The sequence below is a fragment of the Bacillus sp. BML-BC051 genome (assembly GCF_019656175.1).
GTDB lineage: Bacteria > Bacillota > Bacilli > Bacillales > Bacillaceae_G > Bacillus_A > Bacillus_A mobilis.
On the sequence record NZ_BPLI01000015.1, the window covers coordinates 99474 to 123408 of the forward strand.

Genomic DNA, 23935 nt, shown 5'->3' on the forward strand with positions numbered 1-23935 from the left:
CTCTTCCAAAGGTGACTAAATGCATTTTTCAAATAATGATTACTTCTCTATCAAATATATAACACAAATTGCTCTACTTTATGGTTGTACATATGAGAGTTAAAGAAATAGTAATCATTTTATTTCAAATATGTTTGCTTTGTTCTAAAAAGGAACTAAGTAGCGAATACGAACCTACCCACCAATAATTCCCTTTTTCATGTATAATCAAATAAGGTGATGGAAAATGGAAAATTTAAAAGACAAAAAAATATTAATTGTAGACGATGAACACGAAATCAGAATAATGATTGAAAAACTTTTAAGAAAAGAGGGATTTTTTCGTATTTATGTTACTGGTGACTGTACCTCTGCTCTATCATTTTGTCAGACAAACACTCCAGATATCGCGATTCTAGATATTATGTTACCTGATGGTGACGGATTTTCATTACTGTCTTCCATTAGGCAATTTTCGACTATACCAGTTCTTTTTCTTTCCGCGCGGGGAGAGGATGAAGATCGATTGCTTGGATTGGGCTTAGGGGCAGATGATTACTTGGTAAAACCGTTTTTGCCACGTGAGTTGGTATTGCGGCTAATAGCGATTTTGAAACGTGTATACTCCTCCTCAATCGCAGATCGTCTATCTACTTTTAAGTTAGGAGAACAAATTGTCGATCTCGAAAGCGCTGTTGTGTACAGAGGACAGAAAGAAATTCCCTTGACAGCAAAGGAGCATGCCATTCTTGTAAAACTCTATGAAAATCAAGGGCGAATCATTACAAATGACGCCTTATGTCAAGCAGTTTGGGGAGATGACAGCTACGGTCTTGAAAATACATTAATGGTTCACATCAGGCGGATACGTGAAAAGATTGAGCTGGACCCTTCCAAACCAATCCATCTACTTACCTTCAGGGGACTAGGATATAAATTACTAGTAAAGGAGACATATTGATTGGAAGGAATTACTCGTATATTACAACGCTTTGTTACTACAACCATCCTCATCTCACTGTTTGTACTTATTTTTAATTTCGTGCTACTTGGTACCTTAGTATTCACTGAAACTAATCAAAAAATGCCATCAGAAGTTTTACTTAAGAAGCTTTCTCAAAATCTAGACAAACAGGATAACAACTATCAATTGAACGAAAGCACTATCAAGATTTTGCAGCACAATCTTGCATGGGCTATGTTTATCGATGAAGATGGTCATGTGCGATGGGACTACCATTTACCTAAAGATGTTCCAAGATTTTATAATTTAGTCGATGTAGCTAAGTTCTCGCGATATTATCTTTTACAATACCCTGTTTATACTTGGGAACATGACAATGGCCTAATTGTGGTCGGATATCCTAAGGAAAGCCACTGGAAGTATCAATTTTCCTTTCTTTCTGATTGGTTAAGAGAAATGCCCTTAAGAATTGGGCTACTTCTACTCATTAATATCGGAATAACTCTATTGATTTCTGTTGTGATTGGTACGCGTTTTATAAAAGGGATACGTCCTCTTGTTTCAGGCGTCCACAATCTTGCTAGAGAGGAATCCGTTCAATTAGATTCTAAGGGTATACTTGGTGACTTGGCTCAAAGTATTAATTCTGCGTCAACTACACTCAAAAAGAAAACAGATGCCCTAAAAGCGCGAGACGAAGCTCGTTCTAATTGGATTGCTGGAATTTCTCATGATATTCGGACTCCCCTCTCAATTATTCTTGGCTATGCAAGTGAGATGGAAGATTGCTTTGAATTGCCAGAGGAGCATAGACAGCAGGCCGGTATCATTCGACAGCAGGGTGAGAAACTCAGGTCACTTATAAGTGATCTGAATCTAGTCTCCATGCTTGAGTATGAAATGCAACCTTTACATTTGAAACAAATCCGTCTATCCGTTTTAGCGAGACAGGTCGCTACAGATTTTTTGAATAATGGGTTGGATGATCGATATGAATTTGTTTTGAAGCTGAATTTTGAAGCGGTTCAGGTTATGGGAGACGAGAAATTGCTACTTCGCGCAATCACTAATCTTGTCCAAAATAGTGTAACTCATAACAATCAAGGGTGTATAATCACGTTGGAAACATCTCTATCTAAGGATCAATCCCAATATCGCCTTATTGTAAAGGATAATGGACAGGGAATTCCAATGGAGAAATTGACAGAGATTACCGAGTTACCCTATTCCTCTAGAAGAAAGCGAACTGTCCAAGAAGGTCATGGTCTAGGAATTCCAATGGTGGCAAGGATTGTGCAGGCTCATCGCGGAAACCTAAATCTTGCAAGTAGTGAGGATCAAAGTGGGTTAATAGCTACTATAGAATTACCTGTACATTGTGAAATCACAGTGCCTATCAAAGGTACCTGAAGCTAAAGGAAAATCGTACCTATAAAACAAAAAAACGTTATTCCTTTTGTAGGAATAACGTTTTGACTATATATTCATCTTATTGGCGATGAGATTCCTCTAATACTATTCTTCTTGATTCGGAATACACACAATAAATTCCGTCCCATTCCCTTCCTCACTCTCAACCTTTATTTCTCCTTGATGTAGGTCGACTACTTTTTTTACTATCGCTAACCCTAAACCACTTCCTCCATATGCTCGATTTCGTGAAGAATCAGCTTTAAAGAACCGTTCAAATATATGTTGTTTTTGTTCTTCTGATATACCAATTCCCGAATCGCTAATACGTACTTCCACTACTTTCTCATGTTCTTGTAACTGAATTGTAATTGTGCCACCACTTGAAGTAAATTTAATACTATTATGAATTAAATTAATCCAAACTTGACTCATACTTTCCCGATCGGCAGTTATATGCACTTTTTCTAAATCAAGGTCTAATTCAATTTCTTTTTCAGCCCAGAGCGGTTCACTATTTAACACAATTTGCTTTAACTGTTGATCTAATCGATAAGTCGTTTTTTCTGGTGTATACTCTTCCGACTCTAAAAGAGTTAGTTTCAGTAAATTTTGACTTAGTTTAGATAATCTCGTCGTTTCTGTTTCAATAATAGTAAGATAATGCTTTCTTTTTTCCTCCGAAAGATTATCATCTTGTAGTGCTCTTGCGAATCCTTTTATAGAAGTTAATGGTGACTGTATTTCATGAGAAACATTCGATACAAATTCCTGACGCATTTTCTCCATCGTATTCAGTTCATCTGTCATATCATTTATACTTTTTACGAGTACACCAATTTCTCCATCATACTTTTCTTCATTGCGTATTTTTACGGAGAAGTCTCCTTTTGCAATTTTTTGTATCGGTTCAATAATCGTCCAAATCATTGCCTGTCTTTTTGGTCTCATTAATATCCCAATCAATGTCCAGATAAGAACAATAAATACAAAGCCGACCATATCACTAATTAAAAAAGTAACAAACGGCGATACATTTACTTCCAGAGCATTCAATATACTAGTTGCTACATAAAATGCGATAGACCAAATTATAGTGAGAAAAGAAAAAAGCGCTAATACCGCTCCAATTACTTTCAACATCTTCAGCCTACTCATTTGTTTTCTTTTCCTCATTTACTTACCTCTAAGCGATACCCTAAACCTCTTATCGTTTTAATACTGAACTTCGACTTCTCTTCTTGAAACTTCTCACGTAGCCGATTAATATGAACGTCTAGTGTACGTTCATTCCCTTCAAAATCATATCCCCATACATCTTCAATTAATTGCTCTCTCGAACACGTTCTTCCTGCTTTAGAACCTAAAGTAAAAAGCAATTCGAATTCTTTTAGCGGTAATGTAACTGTTTGTTCTCCAACTGAAACTTCAAATGTTTTACGATTTAACAATACATCTCCAACTTGAATCGATTGCGACACTGTATTTTGGTAACGTTTCAATAATGCCTTAACTCTCACTACTAGTTCTATCGGATCAAATGGTTTTACAAGATAATCATCCGTGCCAAGGTGAAATCCTTTTACTTTTTGGGACGTCTCCCCTTTCGCAGTTAGCATCAAAATCGGAATATCATAGTACTTCCTTAATTCAAAACATACATCAAATCCATCCATATTCGGCATCATGATATCAAGAATAACCATATCAACTTTTACTTCATCTATTTTCTGAAGTGCATCTAGACCATCAATTGCCTCATATGTTTGAAAACCTTCTCGTTCTAAAAATACAGAAACAAGTTCTCTAATATGCGGATCGTCGTCCACTATTAAAATGTTAGGTATCAAAGAAACCATTTCCTTTCTAATTAGCATCCGTAATAAAAATTTTAAAAATGAATAATCAGCGGAGTACCACCCCCACTGATTATTCATTTTATAATGCGCCCTCTTTAATTTTCAATTGTTGCGTTGCAAATTCGCGATACATATCATGTGTGCGTAACAATTCATCATGTGTACCGCTTCCTGTAAGATTCCCTTTTTCTATAAAGATAATTTTATCGGCATCTACAACAGTAGAAAGTCTATGTGCAATAACTAACGTTGTTCTGCCTTTCATTAAGTTATTTAACGCCTTTTGAACGACAGACTCTGATTTACTATCCAGACTGGAAGTTGCTTCATCTAACATAAGAATTTGTGGATTTCGAAGTAATGCTCGGGCAATGGCAATTCGCTGTCTTTGTCCTCCAGAAAGCTTCACACCACGTTCTCCAACTTCTGTTGCGTATCCGTTTGGCAAATCATGAATAAATGCATCAACATATGCCATTGCTGCTACTTTTTCAATTTCTGCATCAGTCACTTCACCCTCAACACCGTAGCAAATATTATCACGAATCGTTCCATCAATTAACGGACTATCTTGTGATACGTAACCGATGTGACGTCGCCATGACTGTAGTGAATAATTCTTAATTGAGTCTTTTCCTAATTTAATAGCACCGCTAGTTGGCTCATAAAAACGTTCTAATAGTGAGAATAACGTCGTTTTCCCGCTACCACTTGGTCCTACAATTGCTGTTACTTTTCCTGATTCAATTGTGAAATCAATATTCTTTAAAACTTGCTCTTCTTCGTTATACTCGAAATGTACATTTTCAAGAACGATTGGTTGCTTAGCATTTGTGACCTTCATACCAGTTTCATGATCTTCTACTTCATATTCTAAAATTGTATTAATTCTTTCCGTTGCACCAATTGCCTTTTGGAATTGTGTAAAGAACATAGATAATTGACTCATCGGCATTATAATTTGTACTAAATATAAAATAAACGCTACTAGTTCCCCTGTTGTTAATGCACCGCTAGAAACACGCATTCCACCATACCCTACGATAATAACAAGCAATGCCATTAAAACAAACGACATAACTGGTGAAATTAACGCTTGCACTTTACCTTCTTTCAAACCAAATTGCAATAACTTTTCAATACCTTTATTTCCAGTTTCATATTCCCTTTTTTCTGTGTTCGAAGATTTTACTAAACGAATTTCTGATAATACTTGCGTTAATACACTAGTAAAAGAAGCCGTTTCATCTTGAAGTGCTTTTGAAATCTTATACATTTTTCGTCCAAGTGGAACTAAAATAAGTACTGATAATGGAATAACGGTTAAAAGTAAAAGTGTCATTTTCCAATCTAAAACAAATAATACAATTAATGATCCAACAATTGAAATACCACCTGTTAATAAGTTTGACAAGTGCTCAGAAATTAATGTTTTCACAACTCCTGTATCATTTGTCATACGGCTAATTGTATCGCCTGTTCTATTTTGATCATAATAAGTTACCGGTAAAATAAGCACCTTTTTCCACAAGCGTTCTCTCAGTCCAGCTACAATCTTCTGCCCAATATAATTTAATAAATATATAGATAATCCTGCAGCTATAGTTTGCATAATAAAGAATGCAACTAGCCCAACAATTTGTCCTGTACTTATTGACGAAAGTGAAAAATTATCTACTAACCCTTTCGTTAACATCGGTATAAATAAACTCGCTCCTGTAGAAAGTAAACTCATTAATAACGCAAAAGCAAGAATCCCTTTTGGAGGATTTGTATCTTGAATAAGGCGTAAAAACTGCCTCCAGTTCCCTTTTTTCTTCATCTCATTTCTAACTTCCATTCCTGTTCATCTCCTCTTGTTAAACCAAACTGTTCTTTCTAAAAATAGAATACAATACAAATGTAAACTGAATGTAAACACACTTTTTCTGTTTTTACAAAATATACATACAAACGCATCTTTACAACAGATATAAATATCTGATATTATTACCTAGTGCTAAATATTATTCTATGTGAATTATAAATTACCAATTTACGATACTATATAAATCTCCCGTTATTGAAAGGAGTATCCTTTTTGCAAACAAATATACATTCCGAAAAGGAAACAATTATTTTTATTCATGGATTAGTCGGCAATCGTCGTGCCTTCAAAAAAGAGCATAAACGATTTTCCGCCTCTTACAACGTTATTACTTACGACTTATTAGGTCATGGTGATGATAAAGGTGCAGATATCGAATTTTCATTACAGCGTCTCGTAGATCAATTATTGAATTTATATGAAAAAGAAGGCATTCAAAAAGCTCATATTTGCGCTCTAAGTTACGGCTGTTATATCTCTACAATTTTTGCACAAATGCATCCAGAAAAAGTATTGAGCATTTGTCACATTGGTGGACATTATAATAATCCATCCCTTTTATATAACGTATTTCAAAAGTTTTGGGAGAAGCGAGGAGACGAGTACTCTAAATGGCTCTCTCAATACGCAAATACCATTTTCCCAAGTGGCATGCTAAAAGCAAATCCGTTCGCAGTCATTTCAAGAAATATTTATTACCGTTTCGGATTGCAATTACATTCATCAATTATCGCCCAATCATTACGGCATCGTTTAGAATTCGATTTAAAATCTAAATTAAAATCACTTCCCCACCCTATTCTATGGGTAATGGGTGAACATGATCATCTCTATAAATCTTGTCTTTTTGATTTGAAATCCATTCTTCCTAACGTTTTATATAAAGAAATACCGCTTGCAGGACATGCAGCAAACTTATTTCGCCCGAACTACTTCCATGACCTATACGCTCGATTTTTAAATGGGAAGTTACAGTAAAAACTACTACATTCCCAATTTATTCAACTATAAAAAGGCTTCCCAAGTTTCCCTGGAAAGCCTTTTCTCTATACGAAAAGTATATAAACTACTTTTTCTTAGTATGCTTTTGTGTAACCTAACATGTGCTTGCTCCAGTAAGAGTTACTTACAGAACTAATACGTACACCAGTTGCATCAGTTTCTGCACTAATGAACTGACCGTTTCCTAAGTAAACACCCATGTGAGAAGGACCTGATTTATAAGTATTTTGGAAGTATACTAAATCACCTGGTTGTGGATTGCTAGTTTTTGTTTTAGAGCTCCAGTATCCAGCAACTGTTTGACGAGCGCCTTTATGACCAGTTTGATTTAATACATAGTGAATGAATCCACTGCAGTCAAAACCAGCAGGTGTTGTACCAGCAGTTCTGTATGGTGAACCATTTAAAGATCTAGCGAATCCAGCGATTGAAGATGTATTTCCACCTGTTGTTGGTTGTTGTACGTCTTTACCTGGTTGTTGAACGTTATTTGTAACGTTGTTTACTCCGCCTTTTACAAACTTAACGAAGTCTGCACTTACGTAACCTGTACGGCCATTATGGTTAATTTTGTACCAACCATTTTCAGCGCCAGTAACGTTTAATACTTTACCGTTTGTTACGCCACCGATTACAGCGTTGTATGTAGCTGGGCCTGTACGTACTTTTAAAGCACCAGTGTTAACAACATAAGAACCACCAGTTTGAACTGTAGTAGTGTTGTTGTTTGTAGTTGGTTGTTGTGTTTCGTTAGATACAGCAGAACCACCTTTTGTTACGAAGTCTTTGCTTACGTATCCAGTTCCACCATTGAAGTTGATTTTAAACCAATCTTGTACTTCACCAACAACTTGTACTGTTTTACCTTTATTTACAGAACCTAATACTGTATGAGATGTACTTGGGCCTGTACGTACGTTAAGTGAAGAAACGTTTACTGTGTAAGTACCAGTTCCTTGTTGAACAGTAGTTCCTGTTTTACCACCAGTCGTTACGAAGTCACCACTTACATAACCAGTTTGACCGTTTACAGTTACTTTGAACCAACCGTTTTCTTGTCCAATTACTTGTAGTACTTGACCTGATTTCACTTTAGAAATCACGTTATGTCCTGTACCAGCACCTGAACGAACATTTAATACATCAGCTGTTACCGTGTATTTTAATTCAGAAGTTGTTTCTACCTTTTTTGTTTCAGTTACAGTCGTTTGAGTTTGAGTTTGTCCATTAATTTCTTTTAGCGCCTCATTTGAAACTTGTGCTTGAGCAGAATCCATACCTGGAACTGCAACACCCACTACAGAAGCTGCTGCTAAACCTGCAATTACTTTTTTCATAAGTTGTCTTTACTTCCTTTCCCTACTATCCTCTTAAAAAAACTTATAAACTTAATACATTACAATATTATCAAAGTAAAATATTCATTAAGTTCCATTTTTTAACAAGAGTTTTATTTTTCACACAGAGTTCATTTTAAACGAATGAAGTGAATTCCGTGTGAACTTCATGTGAACTTTACCATTAAACTTATTGTTTTTGCAATGCTTTTTTCAATTCTCTTATGTATTTCATTGAAAATTCGACATTTCATTCATTATCTTAATATATATTTTCCTATCCACTCCGAAAAACTCTATTAATCTAATACAATGCAAAGAATGTACTTCCTAGTAAGGTTCCTTCCATGAAGCATACTCTTATCATGACAAAAAATGCTTTTTTTATCAATAGTATAATATTTTCTGAAAACTTTTTTTGATACTGTCTATCGCCTTTAAAAGATTTGATGATTTGTAAGATTTAACTTCAAAAATTCTGTTCTAATTTGACGAAAATGCACATTCCACTCACTATTTTCCGCTACATATGGAATTTTCAGGATATTTATATTATCATATATACAGTGGTATCTTAATCCATACCTGTATTATCCACACTACCCGGAAGCCAATCGAACTTTTACAGGTCGGTATTCTCCACGTAGCATTGAATTTTGAGATGGAAGTCTTATTGCCTGCAAATATTGTGATGAAAGAAGGAGGTATATTTATGAAAAACATAATAGATGATCCTATAAATAAAAATATAGAACTGTACTATGCTTTTTTTCAATTCGTTTCAATTATTACCTTACAAAAAATATCAACTATTGAAACACGTAAAAACGAATTAAAAAATCAGATGAAAAATTCCTATCAAAAAAATCCTTACTCCTTATAAAAAGGTGAACAGATTATATTTCTGTTCACCTTTTATCCCGCATTATTTATAAATTTTCACACGATTCTCTAAAGGTTGGTATTCTTTTTCACCTGCAGTTACCACCGGTTTACCAAACGGCATTTGCGCAGTTAGTTTCCAGCTTTCTGGAACTTCCCATTCTTTTCTCACTTCTTCATCAATTAATGGATTGTAATGCTGCAATGTAGCACCAAATCCTTCAATTTCTAAAGCCGTCCAAATTGCAAATTGTAACATTCCTGAGGATTGTTGAGACCAAACCGGAAAATTCTCTTTATATAAGGCAAAGTTTTCTTGCAGTTGTTCCACTACTTGACTATCTTCGAAGTATAGGACCGTTCCATAACCATTTTTAAATGCATTCATTTTTTCTTCAGTAGATGCAAAATTATTTTCAGGTACAATTTTTCGTAACGTTTCTTTCGTAATATCCCATAACTTATCGTGTTGTTCTCCAAGCAAGACGACAACGCGAGCGCTCTGAGAGTTAAAAGCTGAAGGTGTATGTTTTACAGCATGATAAATCACTTCTTGAATTTTCTCATCAGAAACTACTTGCTCTTTACTAATCGCGTAAATAGATCTTCTGTCTTCAATTGCCGAGTAAAAATCTTTTGCCATCATAATTCCCTCCAATTTTCATTTGAGGCTTTTTCATATGTACACATCATATTCTGCCTCTTAAAACTTATCATTAATAAGTTTCTAACTTTATAATATCAACAAACAATAATAAACTCAAATAATAACACTCACATTTTTTACCTTCTTATTTCCTAGTTCTAAAAATAAAAAGGTAATTTATCGTTACCTATAATAAGTAACAACAAATTACCTTTCTTATATAATGATCTAACTCAATATTTCACTTAATTAACTAAGCCAAATGCATAAGACATTAACTTATTCGTCTCTGTAAAACGCTTCGTTTTACCTTTCGTTCCCATTACAACTGTAATAATACGAGTATTACCTTGTTTTGCTGTACCCGTAAAACAATACCCCGCGCTATCTGTAAATCCTGTTTTTAATCCGTCTATTCCTTCTATATATAAAGCTTTATTATTTTTGTTTAACATATCATTTGTACTTATAACATTAATATTATTAAATGCTAACTGACTTTGACGTAAATGAGTCACTTCTAATATTTCTGGATAATCTTTTATAAGATGATACGCCAAGTTTGCTACATCAGCAGCTGTCATCTTTGTCTCACTTCCATCAGGTTCTTGTAGTCCTGACGCATTTGCAAATTTAGCATAATCCGACATTTTTAACTGCTTTGCTTTTTCATTCATACGCTGAACGAAATCTTTCTCTGTTTTTGCCATATGTTCTGCTAAAGCTACAGCCGAATTATTTGCTGATTCAATCATTAATGCATGATACAAATCTTTAACAGTTAATGTGTCATTAACTTGGACTGGGATTCTCGCACCCTCTGTTTGTGCCGCTTTCACACTCATTTTCACCGGATCTTCCCAGCGAACTTTCCCATTATGTACATTTTCTAATAGTAGGTACGCTGTCATCATCTTAGACATACTTGCTGGCGCAAAAGCTTCATTTTCATTATGTTGATAAATTATATCTCCATTACTCGCATCGATAATCATAGCTGCTTTTGCATCAATTTCCGGTGGTATGTACTTTGGTGGCACTACTTTTTCAGTTAATCCTGTTTTAGGTAGTTCTGCCACCTGTAAAGGTTGTCCCTCTACATTTGTTGCACTCTTTTGAGTTCCTTGGAATAAGAACCAACATATCCCTAAAATAATGACTACTAGGATCGTCACCCTTCCCCATTTTAACCGCTTCATTTCAAAACTCCTTTAGCAAACCATTTATACACTCACATTTAACCATAACAACAATTACTTTATATCGTCAAGGTAAAAAGCATATTTATTCATCCCATACATTTATGTTACACTTAAAATACCGAAATATAAGAATATTCAATGTTGCATTATCGTAATTTAACTATTTAATAGAAAGGATTCTTACGATGCTACTTCCAAAAACATTAAAATACGGAGACACAATCGGCATTTATTCGCCCTCTTCACCAGCAACCTACACTTCTCCAAAAAGATTTGAACGAGCGAAATCCTACTTACAACAGAAGGGATTTCACATATTAGAAGGTTCACTAACAGGTCGACATGATTATTATCGTTCTGGTAGTATACAAGAGCGTGCCGAGGAACTGAATGCTTTAATAAGAAATCCTAATGTAGCTTGTATTATGTCAACAATTGGCGGTATGAATTCTAATTCCTTATTGCCCTATATTGATTATGATGCTTTTCAAAATAACCCTAAAATAATGATTGGTTATTCAGATGCAACCGCTTTATTGCTAGGGATTTATGCCAAAACAGGAATTCCTACATTTTATGGTCCGGCACTCGTCCCCTCCTTTGGAGAATTTGAGCCTTTTGTAGATTATACATACAACTATTTTGCAGAAACATTACTACATAATCAAGTGCTTCCTTACAACATAAAACAACCTTTATTTTGGTCAGATGAATTTATTAATTGGGAAGAGAAGACGAAAGAAAAAGAACGTAGACCAAACAATTGGATTTCTGTAACAAACGGACAAGCTACTGGCCGTATTATTGGTGGGAACTTAAATACAATAGAAGGCATTTGGGGTAGCCCTTATATGCCAAGCATTCAAGAAGGTGATATTTTATTTATTGAAGATAGCTCAAAAGATGCAGCTACTATTGAAAGAAGTTTTTCATTACTTAAAATTAACGGTGTATTTGAAAAAGTTTCAGGTATACTTCTTGGAAAACATGAGCAATTTGATGATTGTGGTACGAATCGCAAACCTTACGAAATATTAGTAGAAGTACTGCAAAATCAAAGAATCCCTTTACTTGCTGACTTTGATTGTTGTCATACCCATCCGATGATTACTATGCCGATAGGTGTTCAAGTGAGCATGGATGCAACGAATAAAACAATACATATTTTAGAAAAGTGGCAGTTATAAAAATCGCTTATATTATAGGAAGAAAATATTATTAACTTTCCATTAGAAAACATAAAAAAGCTCCGTCCATCACAAACGGAGCTTTTTATTATTGTCCTAAATTTTGAACCTTGTCTTTCAAATCACGAACTTGATCTATCGTCTGCATAAGCTCAGAGTTTTTAAATTGCTCTACATCCACTTTTCCTTCTTCTATCTTCGTCATTGCCGTATCAATTAATGTATTTAACTTTTCGTTATATACGACGATTTGCTGATGAAGATCCTTCGCTACATCAGGCGGTGTTAATTCATTGAAAGCAGGTATATCTTGTTTAATTTCACTAAGCTTCGTTTCTAATTCTTTTCGAGCTTCGCTATCATTCACAGCCTTTTCAGCTAATGCTGGTGCATCATTTGCAAATGTACTTATTTCATTTACATAGTCTGTCGCTTTTTGAGCATAATCTATGGAGTTCTTTCCTTGCTCTACTAGTGAACATCCCATTAAACCAATTGAAACTATACATACTAATAAAATTGATTTGATTTTCATTTTAGACTCCCTTCGTCATTATACTTGTCTGTAATCTTCTTTATCATAACTTCTAGTTAAATCACCTACAACCTTTTTCAAATAGCTATTTAACCGCTCACATGCCCTATTATCGTTACAACATCTATTTCTATATGTACGCTAATAATATCTTCAATTATATCCATATATCCTTGTCCTATAGCTGCTCCATAGTGTAATGTAAGCCCCTTCTTTTCATACACTGACTTTGGCACTGAAAAAATAAATCTCCTCAAGTTTCTTTCATCAGCAGGCTCCATAATTAAAACAATTCCATCCTCTTCAAACATATACACTCGCCCTCCAACTTTACATTCACTATGGCTCAGTATTGCCTTTGTCAGCTAAATTTAAAACCAAAAAATAAGTTGAACATTGCTCTATAATTAAAATAAGAAGCATTAATTCTTGTTTTAAGGTTTAATGCTTCTTCAAAACTTTGATTTAACTGTCCATAATCCGTATTATGCGAATTATTTCAATTCCCCTCAATTCTTCATTTCCGGACAATATAGAGTACATTAGTTTCAGATAAACCAAATTTCCTCGCACTTCTCATTCCTTGTTTTTCAGCTATGTTATACAATTCAACCTTAAATCCTACATTCATTAATCGTTGTATAAATCCTGATTGATTATAAATTCTTACATGTTCTTCATGACCAAAAGCTAATTTTCTCAATTTTGGCGTTAAAATTAATTCATTCTCTATAATAATATCTACATTCATTACGATTGGAGCTTGAATAATTCCCCATCCATTTGTTTTTAATACTCTATATAACTCTCTCATCGCTTTTTCATCATCTTGAACGTACTGTAATACATGACCACATAAAATCACATCAAATGTATCATTTTCATATGGAATTCTAGTAACATCAATTTCCTGCATTAATGGATCCTTCGGTTCAATATCTCCACATACATATGTAATATTTTTAAACTGAGCAAACCAACTTCTTAACTTCGCTTCTGGTGCAATATGAAGCATAGTATCATTTCCACTTAATAAATCCGTTTCTCTTTCAATATATACACGATATAACCTTTCACGGTCCATCGAATCACATACCGGACAAATCCCCGTATCTTTATTCCACATCTCGAATTTATATTTTGGAAAAGCGTAATGTTCTGGCCAAGGAGAAAATTTTTCAAATTGTTGATTGCAAAATTGACAATAGCAGACTTCTTTCTCAAATAAAAGATGAACTAACTTATTTAGTTCCTTCTCTATCTTTTCATTATCAATTTGATTTAATTGACTATTATTTACCGCATCCTTAATTATTAACACCGCATTTTCCAAACAATGAGTTAAACATTCTTTATAATCTTGCTCACAATTTAAAAACCCACTATTATATGCATCTAGTATTAATTCATTCCATTCTTCAATTGTCTTTAATGTAAATTGCATTTGTTTTTGATTTTCCTCACTATGTTGTCTAAAATAACTAAGGGGTTCCTCTATATAAACTACTTTCCCTTTCCTCATCATATCTAGCCATGTTGCAATGTCATGAATAGCAGAGTAACCCTTCCCCTTAAAACACCCAAAATCCCCTCCCAAAAATTTTCGATTAAACAGAACTGTTGTAGGCTCACCAACTACATTTTTTAAGTTTTTTAACATATAATCCCCTAATTCTTTCCCTTCAAAAAGTGTAGTTTCTTTGGCAATTTTCATATTCAATGTTGATGGTGGTAATATTTTTCCATTGTCATCAATTAATTCACGATATGACGTCACAAACGAAATGTTTTCTAGACTAAAAAAACAGTTCATCATTCTTTTAATCTTTTCAGGATGAAATAAGTCATCATCTAATAAAAAGTTTATATAATCTCCATTTGCAAGTTCTATACACTTATTAAAGTTCTCTGCTTCTAATCGAGGTTTATTTTTAACATATGTGATACAACCATATTCACTTAAATATGGTTGTATCATCGCTTGAACTTCACCGTTTGTACTATCGTCAGAAATTATTACTTCGATATTTTCATATGTTTGATTCAAAGCACTTTTGAGAGCTAATTCTAAGTAATGAGGTTTATTATAGGCAGGAATCAGTATACTGACTTTCGGTAAATGAGACTTGTTATTCTGATACTGTTTTTTCTTTTCTATATTTATTTCCTTTCGCTTAATTTTTCGGTAATAGTCTAATGTATATAATATTGATGATGGAACTAATTTTTTTGCATAGTCTAGGAAATTAGTTATCGCTTTATATAACTCTTTTTCAGTAGATAAAAAACCATACTTTTCTCCAACTATAATACTATGCGAAAAATCCTCTACTCCATCCATCAGTTTATTAGATTCATTCAACTGTTGACCTGGATGTAATCGGAAGTAACTAAGTGTCTCTGCTATATATACTGCTTTTCCTTTACTTAATAAAGATAACCATGAGGCTATATCTACATTACATAAATACCTTCTCTTATCAAAAATCCCATACGGTTCTTGTAAATCATTTTTACGAAATAAAACTGTTGTCGGTTCTCCAATATAATTTTTTTGATCTACAATTACCCTATTTCCTAATTCTGTTCCCTCTATAATCGTATCCTCTTCAAATAAACGGACAGTTGAATAAATATGTCGTAGTTCTTTCCCTTTATCATCAATTACTTGACGATGAGATGTTATAAGCTTGATTTCATTATCTAGATCATTGACAAAATACTTCATCATTTTTTCAATTTTATTCACATGAAATATATCGTCATCCATTAAAAAATTTATATACTCACCGTTCGCTTCATTAAATAACATTAGCGCATTTTCAAATTGTCCGAGAGTTGACCTGTTTTTTATATAAATAATATTTGAATGATCACATAAGTATTTTTGTAACACATTTTCTGTTTCGTCATTCGTGCTATCATCTCCAACAATAATTTCTATATTAGAATATGTTTGTTGTAATACACTACACAATGCTTTTTCAAAGTAGCCAGGACGATTATAAGTAGGAATTAATACACTTACCAACGGAATTCGCTCTATCGCCTCTTCACTTTTTTCAAAACGATTCCCCATCTTTCCCCCCACCTTCTCGCATATTATTTATATACGCGACATAATATCACATTACTTAAACCGTATGAGAACTTTATACTTTTATGCAAGCCCATAACAAAATATCCAACTTTTCACTCGTAAATATACATATTCAATCATATAAGCATTTGATTAGCTACTTTTTATTCATTTGATTTCTATCATAAAATAATGTAAGGCAAATAAAACGAAACCTTAATTAAAGGAGGCTTCTCCATCCCTTCTAATTATCCCCCCTCACCAATCGGATTTTTACGTACAGTTACTCTTCCGCCTAATTTCCTCACATCAACCGGATCTTAAGATAGGAGTCTTATTTCCTGCAAATAGCGGGATAAATCTACACCTTAAAAAGAATATATATTTCTTAACAAAAAATAGCTGCACCATTAGGCGTAGCTATTTTACAATTATTACTTATTCAAACTATATTCCTTTATCTAACTCATAAAGCATACGATACTTCTCGTTTTCTCTCAAAAGTTGTTCATGACTACCTTGCATCACAATTTGACCACGATCAAGGAATATAACTTCATCTACATGTTCAATTCCTACAAGATGGTGCGTAATCCAAATCACTGTCTTTTCTTCCGTTGCAGAAAACATTGTTTCTATTAAAGATAATTCTGTCTTTGGATCTAAGCCGATCGTAGGTTCATCAAGGACAATAATTGGAGCCTCTTGCATGAGCGTTCTAGCAAAAGCAACCCGTTGTCTTTCCCCGCCAGAAAACCTTTTTCCCATTTCATGCATTTTTGTTTGCAATCCGTCTGGAAGAGAAGCTATATGCGAAGCTAATTGTGCTTTCTCTAAAGCTGACCATATCTCTTCATCCGCAGCCTCTGGTTTACCGATTCGCACATTATTTCCAATTGTCGTATCGAATAAATGCGGCTTCTGATTCAATACAGAAATATATTTCGATAAAAGATTCGTATGAGCATGTTCACTATTCAATAAAACTTCACCATGTAACGGGCTTAGCGCACCTGTTAACAATTTTAACAAAGTAGATTTTCCTGTTCCGCTTCTTCCTAAAATGGCGATTTTCTGTCCTGCCTTTATTTGCAGTGATACTTCTTTCAATACAAATTCATTACTATCTGGGTAACTATACGATACATGATTTAATTCAATGTCTATATGTTTTGATGCAACATAACCTTTATCCCCGCGTAATTCCTCTCCATCCTGTAAAACAGCATTACCTTCTACTTGATTTAGACGATGAGCAGATTCTACATATGATGGAATTCGATCGATAGCATCTGAAAGAGGAATAAGCGCGTTTGTAACTGATAACGTCATTAAGACGAAAGCCGCAATAACGGTAGGTGCAATCTGTTCACTTGCCGCCTCATTTCCAGTCCATATGATCATTGAAATAACTACAATCCCCACTACTACTTGAATGATACTGTCCCGAATATGATTCCAGCGTTTCATTCGTTTTTCCGTTTTTAACAACTGAGCATTTTGCTCTACATACTTATCAATGAATTCATTTTTTCTACCACTTGCTTGCCAATCTGATAATCCAAAAACAGCGTCTGTTAGTTGTTGATATAAACGGCTTCTTCCTTGTTTTAAAGTAACATGATGTTGCTTCATTAAAAGTAATGATACAAATGGAAGCAGAAAGACGATAATCGCTAGCATACATGCTGCAATAAGTGCAAACACTACGTCAAATGCACCGATAACAAGTACGAATATGCTATATACAACTAATGCTAATATGCTAGGAAATATTGTACGTAAATATAGGTTTTGCAAATGCTCTATATCTTCGGATAATACACCTAACATATCGCCCGTTTGAAATCGCGAACGGAAAAATAACGCCTGCGGTTCTACTATTCTATATAGTTTCGTTCTCATTTTTTCTAATATGCGTAGTACGACATCGTGTCCAACTAAACGCTCTAAATAATGGAATACCGCTTGTCCTATACTAAACGCACGTGTTGCCACGATAGGAACATATACAGCCATTACATTTTCTGGTCTAAGAGCAGATTTAGAGATTAAATAACCTGAAATGAAAAGTAACATCGCACCTGAACTAACTCCAAGAAGACCAAGGAATATAGTTAAAGTCATTCTACCTTTATTTTGCTGTATATAAGGTTTAATCCAGTTACTCATCTCTATCCCCTCTCTTTCCTGTGAAAATGTAATGCCTCATTCTTTAAAAGTTCTTCATACGTTCCACTTTCTATCATTTCCCCTTTATTTAAAATAAGAATATGATCCATCTGTTTCATCCAGTGAAGACGATGTGTTGCAAGAAATACTAACTTACCTTCAAACAGACGTAACATCGCTTGTTTTATTTCAAATTCAGTTTCAATATCAAGATGTGCTGTAGGCTCGTCTAATAAAATAATTGGCTTTTTGCTTAAAAGTGCACGCGCCATAGCGACACGTTGTTCTTGTCCACCACTAAGCATACGTCCACCTTCTCCAATTCTTTCATACATCCCGTTCGGAAGCGATGTTACGAGTGAACGAAGACCAACTTCATTAATAACTCTTTCCACTTCTTCATCAGTTGTATTTGTTTCATAAAAACAAATGTTATCTTTTAATGAAAGCGGGAAAATATAAGGTTGCTGCGGAATATAAGCAATATTCTTTTGCCACTCTTCACGAGTAGCCCCGTCAATTTCCACACCATTTACAATCATCTTTCCACCTGTAGGAGTTAAAAAACCTGCTAATACGTCGATTAATGTTGATTTTCCTGCTCCACTTTCACCAATTACACCTATAGCGCTGTTGCCTTTCCAAGTAAAATCAATTCCCTCTAATATTGCTTTTGCAGACTCATCACTCTTTACTTTTACATCTTGTAATTTCAAGTTACTAGAGGAATTCCATATTAAATCTACATTTGATTCTTTCTTTCCTATTTCTTTTTGTTGCTGTAAAATCTCTTCTATTTGCTCCATTGCAAGTTGTCCATCTAACGTAGCATGATAATTCGCTCCAACTTGTTTAATCGGCAGAAAATATTCTGGAGCTAAAATTAAAATCGTAAGGGCTGGCAATAGTACAATCGTCCCATCTATTAAACGTATCCCTAATCCGACCGCCACAAATGCGATGGATAAGCTCGTAAAGAAATCTAATGCAAAAGAAGAAAGAAAAGCAACTCGCAAAGTACGCATCGTTGCTTTTCTATACCTTTTACTTACTTTTTCAATCTTTCCTTCGTGCTGTTTACTTTTACCTAAATACTTTAATGTTTCTAATCCTTTTAACGTATCTACAAAATGATTAGAAAGTACTCGATATGACTCATATTGGCTATCCGCCATTTTCTGCGCTGCTAATCCTAGTAGGATCATAAATATAATTACGATAGGAATCGTTACAACTAAAATGATTCCAGACTCAATATCTAACGTAAAAACATATAGTACAATTAGTCCCGGTACGATACTACTTCTAATCATTTTAGGAATTGTCAATTCAATATATGTTTTAAATTTCTCAATACCTTCAATCGATAAGGTAACCAGATGACCTGTTCCAGCAGTTTGAACATACCGTGGACCTAATGTGAAATACGCCTCTATTAATTGTTTTCGCAGTAGCGATCCTGTTTTTTCAGCGAAACGTTCCACTAATATTTGCGATATTCGCACTAGCATGTGACGTACTGCAAACGTGATTCCAAAATAAACAGTCTCACTTAACACAGATTGCACTGTTTCTCCTTGAAATAAAAACGTAATAGCCCGCGCTAAAAACACTGTTTGCGCAATAATACTTATAGCTTCTAAAATGCTAATAATCGTTAACACTACATATAAAACTCGGCTACCAGGATACGACGGAAGTCCTCTTTTTCTTTTCATTAGTACTCCAAATCTTTATCTGACTTAACAGGTTGTCTAAACACATAGAAACTCCATATTTGACTTCCCATAACAAATGGCAATATAGCAATTGAAAAATACGTCATCAGTTTTAGCGCATAATCTCCTGATGCTGCATTATAAATTGTTAAATCGTATATTGACCCTAACGAGCTAATTAAGACACGTGGGAACATGCCGGCAAACACACTCGCACTTAGAAAAATGATTGTTAAACTCGTCATAACGAAAGCCCAACCATCTCTTCTTCTTTTATTTAATAATGTTGACGCACATAATGCTACAAAAGCTCCGATCGGAACCATAATCCACTCTGTACCATGACCAGTGAATATATCTGTTTTCCATAACCCTACACCGGCAAAAATAAGAAGTGCTATAATTGCAAGCGGTGCAATTTTCAACGCAGCAATACGTGCACGTTCTCTTAACTTACCAGTTGTACGTATAGTAAGGAATTGCAAGCCGTGAACAATACATAGCAGAAGGAACATAACTCCTCCAAGTAATGCAAATGGATGAAGTAATTGTAAGAATCCACCTACAGCATTTTTCGTCTCATCAATTGGAATACCTACCATAAAGTTAGCAATTGCAACTCCCCAAAGAATAGGCGGTAGCAAACTTCCTAAAAACATACCCCAATCCCAAAAACTTTTCCATTTATGATTGTCTATTTTCGCACGGAATTTAAAGGAAACCCCTCTTATAATTAAAGCAAGAAGCATAAATACAAACGGAATGTAAAACCCGCTAAATAAAGTTGCATACCAGTGCGGGAATGCTGCGAACATAGCCCCACCTGCACAAACAAGCCATACTTCATTCGCGTGCCAAAATGGGCCAATTGTATTTAAGTAAATTCTTTTCTCTAAATCGTTTTCCCCTAAAAACCTTGAAACTATACCTACACCGAAATCGAAACCTTCAAGTACAAAGAAGCCTACGAATAAAACTGCAATAATGATAAACCACAACTCATTAAGAGATAACATACTCTTCCTCCTTATCAAATGGATCATGGCTTTGAGAATCCTGTTTCGCTTTCTTATTCTCATGTCCTTTAATAATACGAACAAATAAGTAAATAGTGATTCCACCTATAATTAAATATAGTGATGTGAATGAAACTAAAGAGAATAATACTTCTCCGAACGTAACATTTGGAGATACAGCATCTTCCGTTTTCATAACACCGAAAACTACCCAAGGCTGACGTCCCATTTCAGTCATAATCCATCCTACTGTATTACCGATAAACGGTAGTGCAATTGCATACACCATTAATTTTAAATACCAGTTTTTTTCAGCTAAACGATCTTTTCTTGATAAGAACCATCCGTATGCTCCTAGAAGAAGCATAAATGTTCCACTCATTACCATCGCTCTAAAACTCCAAAACATAGTGTGTACTGGCGGTATATAATCTCCAGGCCCATATTTTTCTTCATATTGCTTTTGAATTTGATTCATTCCTTCTACTTGACCACTAAATTTATCAAATGATAATAGACTTAGCATATAAGGGATTTGAATTTCAAACGAATTTTCTTGCTTCTCTGCATCAATTTTCGCAAATACTGTAAATGGCGCTGGATCCTCACTCGTATTCCATAACGCTTCAGCTGCTGCCATTTTCATTGGATGTGTCTTAATTAATTGTTGTGCTTGCGCATGACCGAAGAATAATACTAGCGCAGTTGTAAGTGTTCCAACAATGATAGAAATGCGGAACGATTTTTTAAACACTTCAGTTTCTTGAGCTTTCGTTATTTTCCATGCACTCACACCTGCAATAAAGAATGCACCAGTTGCAATCGCCGCTGTAATTGTATGCGGGAATTGTACCCATAATTGTGGGTTTTGAATAATCGCTAAGAAATCATTCATTTGTGCACGTCCATCTGCTGCCATTTCATACCCTACTGGCGATTGCATAAATGCACTTGCAGTTAAAATCCAAAATGCTGATAACATTGTTCCAATTGAAAGGAGCCAAATACATAAAAGGTGAATGCGCTTCGGTAATTTGTCCTCACCGAATACCCATAACCCTAAGAATGTAGACTCAATGAAAAATGCTAATAAACCTTCAATCGCAAGTGATGGACCAAACACATCACCTACGAAACGTGAATAGGTTGACCAGTTCATACCAAACTGGAATTCTTGTAGAATACCAGTTACTACACCTACCGCAAAGTTTACAAGGAATATTTGTGTCCAAAACTTCGTCATCTTCTTATAAATTTCTTGTCCCTTTACCACATATAACGTTTGCATTAATGCAATGATAAAAGCTAAACCAATAGACAGCGGAACAAAAAAGTAATGGAAAATCGTTGTTGATGCGAATTGTATTCGTGCCAATTCGAGCGTTTCCATACTACAATCACTTCCTTCATAATTTTTTATATCGTATTTTCGATTGAGTTGTATGAATAAAACAACTCAAATCTTAGAAATATAGAAAGATAAATTTGTTTATGTACTTTTAGAAAATAGAAATTTTCAGTTTTCAAGATCATTACAAAAGAACTTTCTCATAAAATTTACCTTTTCACTATTTCAGTAGTGTTTTATCCGTTAATCGAATTGTATAATATACCTGCATAGTAAATTCAGCTGATTTTTGACGTATTATTGACATCATTTTGTCTGAAATATGTCTTTTGTCATTTTTTTGAATTAAATTTTTCTCATTAATAAAATGTATTTTTTTAATATAAGACTTACTTTCGTATCAATAAAATAATCGTTTTTCTCTTTATACACTTGACTTTCTTATGAAAAAATGTCCTCTTAACCAATGAAGAAATCAGTTATTTTTTTGTCAAGAGAAAAATGCATTTCTAAAATTCAAACACAAAATAATGTTATTTAAAAATAGAAAATATCCTCCCTCTTTCCAGACCGAAAATTCATTTTTTGTCATTTTTTCAAACGAAATTTATACATAAAAAAATACCGAGAATCGATTAGACTCTCGGTATTTTTCAAATTATTTTGCTGTATGTTTTCTAACAGCCGGTAAAATTTCAGTAGCAATTAATTCGATGTTTTTCTCAATTTTATTAAGTGGTACACCACCAAAATCAATTTGTGCCATAAAACGTTGTTGTCCAAACAATTCATATTGGTAAAGCATTTTTTCAATAATTTGTTGCGGGCTACCAACCATTAATGCATCACGGTAATCTACTGCATTTGTAAATTGTTGCTTCGGATACCCGCCACCGCGTAGTGTAAGCATACCAGCATTAATATGAGGATAGTATTCATTAAATGCATCTTGTGAATTTTTTGCTGTATAAAATAAACTCGTTGTTGCAACTGGTAAACTTGCTGGATTAAATCCACTTTGCGCCGCAGCCTCACGGTAGGCATCTACCGATCCTTTAAAGTTAATAGCTGGGCCACCTAGTGTTGTTATCATCATTGGTACACCCGCAAGTCCCGCTTTAATCGCACTAGCTGGTGGGCCACCAACTGCACGCCAAATTGGTAAGTTATTATTTTTAGCCCTTGGAATAACCGATGCATGTGCAAGCGGCGCTCTGAACTGTCCGTTCCATGTTACATGTTCCTCTTTATTAATTTTTAATAAAAGATCCATTTTCTCTTCAAATAACTCTTCATAATCATTCACATCATAACCAAGTAAACTATATCCCCCAATACGAGATCCACGACCAGCTACGATTTCTGCACGTCCATTAGAAATTAAGTCAATTGTAGCAAAATCCTCATATACTCGTACCGGATCAGATGTACTTACTATCGTTGCTGAACTTGCAATTTTTATATTTTTCGTAGCTTGTGCAATAGCTCCTAAAATAACTGTATGAGCTTGTGTTGTAAAATGCGTTTGATGGCTTTCACCGACAGCAAATACATCAAGTCCAGCTTCATCCGCTAACTTAGCTGTTTCAATTAATTCATGAATTCTTTGCTCTGCACTAATCTTCTCTCCGTTATGCGGATTTAAAACATGATCCCCAATCGAATATAATCCAAATTCCATTCCTTTACTTGTATCCATACGGTATTTTTCCATAGTTGCTCTCTCCTTTAA

At 34.5% G+C, this 23935-nt stretch carries 19 protein-coding genes; 5 read left to right on the forward strand and 14 right to left on the reverse strand.

Annotation, left to right across the window (positions count from 1 at the left end; translation table 11 throughout):
- The first annotated feature begins 226 nt into the window (after nucleotides 1-226).
- On the forward strand, nucleotides 227-940 hold the full coding sequence (locus K5S59_RS06875) for a response regulator transcription factor (RefSeq protein ID WP_000429250.1): 714 nt from the start codon (nucleotides 227-229) through the stop codon (nucleotides 938-940).
- Complete coding sequence (locus tag K5S59_RS06880; RefSeq protein WP_000398542.1) at nucleotides 941-2353, forward strand: sensor histidine kinase; 1413 nt, start codon at nucleotides 941-943, stop codon at nucleotides 2351-2353.
- Nucleotides 2354-2458: 105 nt separating this feature from the next.
- Here the strand turns inward: K5S59_RS06880 and hitS are convergent, their stop codons facing one another.
- The 3 genes from hitS to K5S59_RS06895 all read right to left on the reverse strand — a co-directional run bounded on the left by hitS (nucleotide 2459) and on the right by K5S59_RS06895 (nucleotide 6052).
- Nucleotides 2459-3529: an envelope stress sensor histidine kinase HitS gene (gene hitS / locus K5S59_RS06885; protein WP_001231606.1), complete on the reverse strand. Its 1071-nt coding sequence runs from the start codon at nucleotides 3527-3529 to the stop codon at nucleotides 2459-2461.
- Nucleotides 3526-4203, reverse strand: coding sequence for a response regulator transcription factor (hitR, locus tag K5S59_RS06890; protein ID WP_217359749.1), 678 nt, complete (start codon nucleotides 4201-4203; stop codon nucleotides 3526-3528). Before hitR ends, hitS begins: the two co-directional genes overlap by 4 nt.
- A gap of 88 nt (nucleotides 4204-4291) precedes the next feature.
- Nucleotides 4292-6052 carry an ABC transporter ATP-binding protein gene (locus K5S59_RS06895; protein WP_212982074.1) on the reverse strand — a complete coding sequence of 587 codons (1761 nt, stop codon included), beginning with the start codon at nucleotides 6050-6052 and terminating at the stop codon, nucleotides 4292-4294.
- Nucleotides 6053-6292: 240 nt separating this feature from the next.
- Here K5S59_RS06895 and K5S59_RS06900 point away from each other — a divergent pair, with 240 nt between their 5' ends.
- Nucleotides 6293-7057, forward strand: coding sequence for an alpha/beta fold hydrolase (locus tag K5S59_RS06900; protein ID WP_001194294.1), 765 nt, complete (start codon nucleotides 6293-6295; stop codon nucleotides 7055-7057).
- A 98-nt stretch (nucleotides 7058-7155) separates the two neighbouring features.
- Here the strand turns inward: K5S59_RS06900 and entFM are convergent, their stop codons facing one another.
- The gene (gene entFM / locus K5S59_RS06905) at nucleotides 7156-8418 is read right to left on the reverse strand and encodes an enterotoxin EntFM (protein ID WP_120449857.1); all 1263 of its coding nucleotides are present in this window, start codon (nucleotides 8416-8418) and stop codon (nucleotides 7156-7158) included.
- 712 nt (nucleotides 8419-9130) lie between these two features.
- On the opposite strand from entFM, the gene K5S59_RS06910 reads away from it, so the two are divergent.
- Complete coding sequence (locus tag K5S59_RS06910; RefSeq protein ID WP_000789343.1) at nucleotides 9131-9301, forward strand: hypothetical protein; 171 nt, start codon at nucleotides 9131-9133, stop codon at nucleotides 9299-9301.
- A gap of 42 nt (nucleotides 9302-9343) precedes the next feature.
- Here the strand turns inward: K5S59_RS06910 and K5S59_RS06915 are convergent, their stop codons facing one another.
- Both K5S59_RS06915 and K5S59_RS06920 read right to left on the reverse strand, forming a co-directional pair.
- Nucleotides 9344-9946, reverse strand: coding sequence for a nitroreductase family protein (locus tag K5S59_RS06915; RefSeq protein WP_176523306.1), 603 nt, complete (start codon nucleotides 9944-9946; stop codon nucleotides 9344-9346).
- Between the two features lie 245 nt (nucleotides 9947-10191).
- Nucleotides 10192-11145, reverse strand: coding sequence for a D-alanyl-D-alanine carboxypeptidase family protein (locus K5S59_RS06920; RefSeq protein WP_098873306.1), 954 nt, complete (start codon nucleotides 11143-11145; stop codon nucleotides 10192-10194).
- Nucleotides 11146-11333: 188 nt separating this feature from the next.
- Between K5S59_RS06920 and K5S59_RS06925 the strand changes: the two genes are divergently transcribed.
- Entirely contained in the window at nucleotides 11334-12335 is a 1002-nt protein-coding gene (locus K5S59_RS06925) for a S66 family peptidase (protein ID WP_000926337.1), read from the forward strand.
- Nucleotides 12336-12423: 88 nt separating this feature from the next.
- Here the strand turns inward: K5S59_RS06925 and K5S59_RS06930 are convergent, their stop codons facing one another.
- The 8 genes from K5S59_RS06930 to K5S59_RS06965 all read right to left on the reverse strand — a co-directional run bounded on the left by K5S59_RS06930 (nucleotide 12424) and on the right by K5S59_RS06965 (nucleotide 23917).
- Nucleotides 12424-12870: a DUF6376 family protein gene (locus K5S59_RS06930; protein ID WP_000695195.1), complete on the reverse strand. Its 447-nt coding sequence runs from the start codon at nucleotides 12868-12870 to the stop codon at nucleotides 12424-12426.
- An 89-nt stretch (nucleotides 12871-12959) separates the two neighbouring features.
- A complete protein-coding gene (locus K5S59_RS06935) occupies nucleotides 12960-13181 on the reverse strand; it encodes a hypothetical protein (protein ID WP_000461288.1) in 222 nt (73 codons plus the stop codon).
- Between the two features lie 206 nt (nucleotides 13182-13387).
- The gene (locus K5S59_RS06940) at nucleotides 13388-15949 is read right to left on the reverse strand and encodes a glycosyltransferase (RefSeq protein ID WP_098873305.1); all 2562 of its coding nucleotides are present in this window, start codon (nucleotides 15947-15949) and stop codon (nucleotides 13388-13390) included.
- A 447-nt stretch (nucleotides 15950-16396) separates the two neighbouring features.
- Nucleotides 16397-18121: a thiol reductant ABC exporter subunit CydC gene (cydC, locus tag K5S59_RS06945; RefSeq protein WP_098237702.1), complete on the reverse strand. Its 1725-nt coding sequence runs from the start codon at nucleotides 18119-18121 to the stop codon at nucleotides 16397-16399.
- 2 nt (nucleotides 18122-18123) lie between these two features.
- Nucleotides 18124-19839, reverse strand: a complete 1716-nt coding sequence (gene cydD / locus K5S59_RS06950) for a thiol reductant ABC exporter subunit CydD (protein ID WP_098873304.1) — start codon at nucleotides 19837-19839, stop codon at nucleotides 18124-18126.
- Complete coding sequence (cydB, locus tag K5S59_RS06955) at nucleotides 19839-20855, reverse strand: cytochrome d ubiquinol oxidase subunit II (RefSeq protein ID WP_120449853.1); 1017 nt, start codon at nucleotides 20853-20855, stop codon at nucleotides 19839-19841. Before cydB ends, cydD begins: the two co-directional genes overlap by 1 nt.
- Nucleotides 20842-22245 carry a cytochrome ubiquinol oxidase subunit I gene (cydA, locus tag K5S59_RS06960; protein ID WP_098258279.1) on the reverse strand — a complete coding sequence of 468 codons (1404 nt, stop codon included), beginning with the start codon at nucleotides 22243-22245 and terminating at the stop codon, nucleotides 20842-20844. Before cydA ends, cydB begins: the two co-directional genes overlap by 14 nt.
- A 616-nt stretch (nucleotides 22246-22861) precedes the next feature.
- Nucleotides 22862-23917: an LLM class flavin-dependent oxidoreductase gene (locus tag K5S59_RS06965; RefSeq protein ID WP_098237699.1), complete on the reverse strand. Its 1056-nt coding sequence runs from the start codon at nucleotides 23915-23917 to the stop codon at nucleotides 22862-22864.
- Nucleotides 23918-23935 lie beyond the last annotated feature (18 nt).

What these genes read in the sequence shown, in the direction of transcription:
- K5S59_RS06875 (WP_000429250.1), top strand. Translation starts at nt 227, where the DNA reads ATGGAAAATTTAAAAGACAAAAAAATATTAATTGTAGACGATGAACAC.
- hitS (WP_001231606.1), bottom strand. Translation starts at nt 3,529, where the DNA reads ATGAGGAAAAGAAAACAAATGAGTAGGCTGAAGATGTTGAAAGTAATT.
- K5S59_RS06895 (WP_212982074.1), bottom strand. Translation starts at nt 6,052, where the DNA reads ATGGAAGTTAGAAATGAGATGAAGAAAAAAGGGAACTGGAGGCAGTTT.
- entFM (WP_120449857.1), bottom strand. Translation starts at nt 8,418, where the DNA reads ATGAAAAAAGTAATTGCAGGTTTAGCAGCAGCTTCTGTAGTGGGTGTT.
- K5S59_RS06910 (WP_000789343.1), top strand. Translation starts at nt 9,131, where the DNA reads ATGAAAAACATAATAGATGATCCTATAAATAAAAATATAGAACTGTAC.
- K5S59_RS06915 (WP_176523306.1), bottom strand. Translation starts at nt 9,946, where the DNA reads ATGATGGCAAAAGATTTTTACTCGGCAATTGAAGACAGAAGATCTATT.
- K5S59_RS06920 (WP_098873306.1), bottom strand. Translation starts at nt 11,145, where the DNA reads ATGAAGCGGTTAAAATGGGGAAGGGTGACGATCCTAGTAGTCATTATT.
- K5S59_RS06925 (WP_000926337.1), top strand. Translation starts at nt 11,334, where the DNA reads ATGCTACTTCCAAAAACATTAAAATACGGAGACACAATCGGCATTTAT.
- K5S59_RS06930 (WP_000695195.1), bottom strand. Translation starts at nt 12,870, where the DNA reads ATGAAAATCAAATCAATTTTATTAGTATGTATAGTTTCAATTGGTTTA.
- K5S59_RS06935 (WP_000461288.1), bottom strand. Translation starts at nt 13,181, where the DNA reads ATGTTTGAAGAGGATGGAATTGTTTTAATTATGGAGCCTGCTGATGAA.
- K5S59_RS06940 (WP_098873305.1), bottom strand. Translation starts at nt 15,949, where the DNA reads ATGGGGAATCGTTTTGAAAAAAGTGAAGAGGCGATAGAGCGAATTCCG.
- cydC (WP_098237702.1), bottom strand. Translation starts at nt 18,121, where the DNA reads ATGAGTAACTGGATTAAACCTTATATACAGCAAAATAAAGGTAGAATG.
- cydD (WP_098873304.1), bottom strand. Translation starts at nt 19,839, where the DNA reads ATGAAAAGAAAAAGAGGACTTCCGTCGTATCCTGGTAGCCGAGTTTTA.
- cydB (WP_120449853.1), bottom strand. Translation starts at nt 20,855, where the DNA reads ATGTTATCTCTTAATGAGTTGTGGTTTATCATTATTGCAGTTTTATTC.
- cydA (WP_098258279.1), bottom strand. Translation starts at nt 22,245, where the DNA reads ATGGAAACGCTCGAATTGGCACGAATACAATTCGCATCAACAACGATT.
- K5S59_RS06965 (WP_098237699.1), bottom strand. Translation starts at nt 23,917, where the DNA reads ATGGAAAAATACCGTATGGATACAAGTAAAGGAATGGAATTTGGATTA.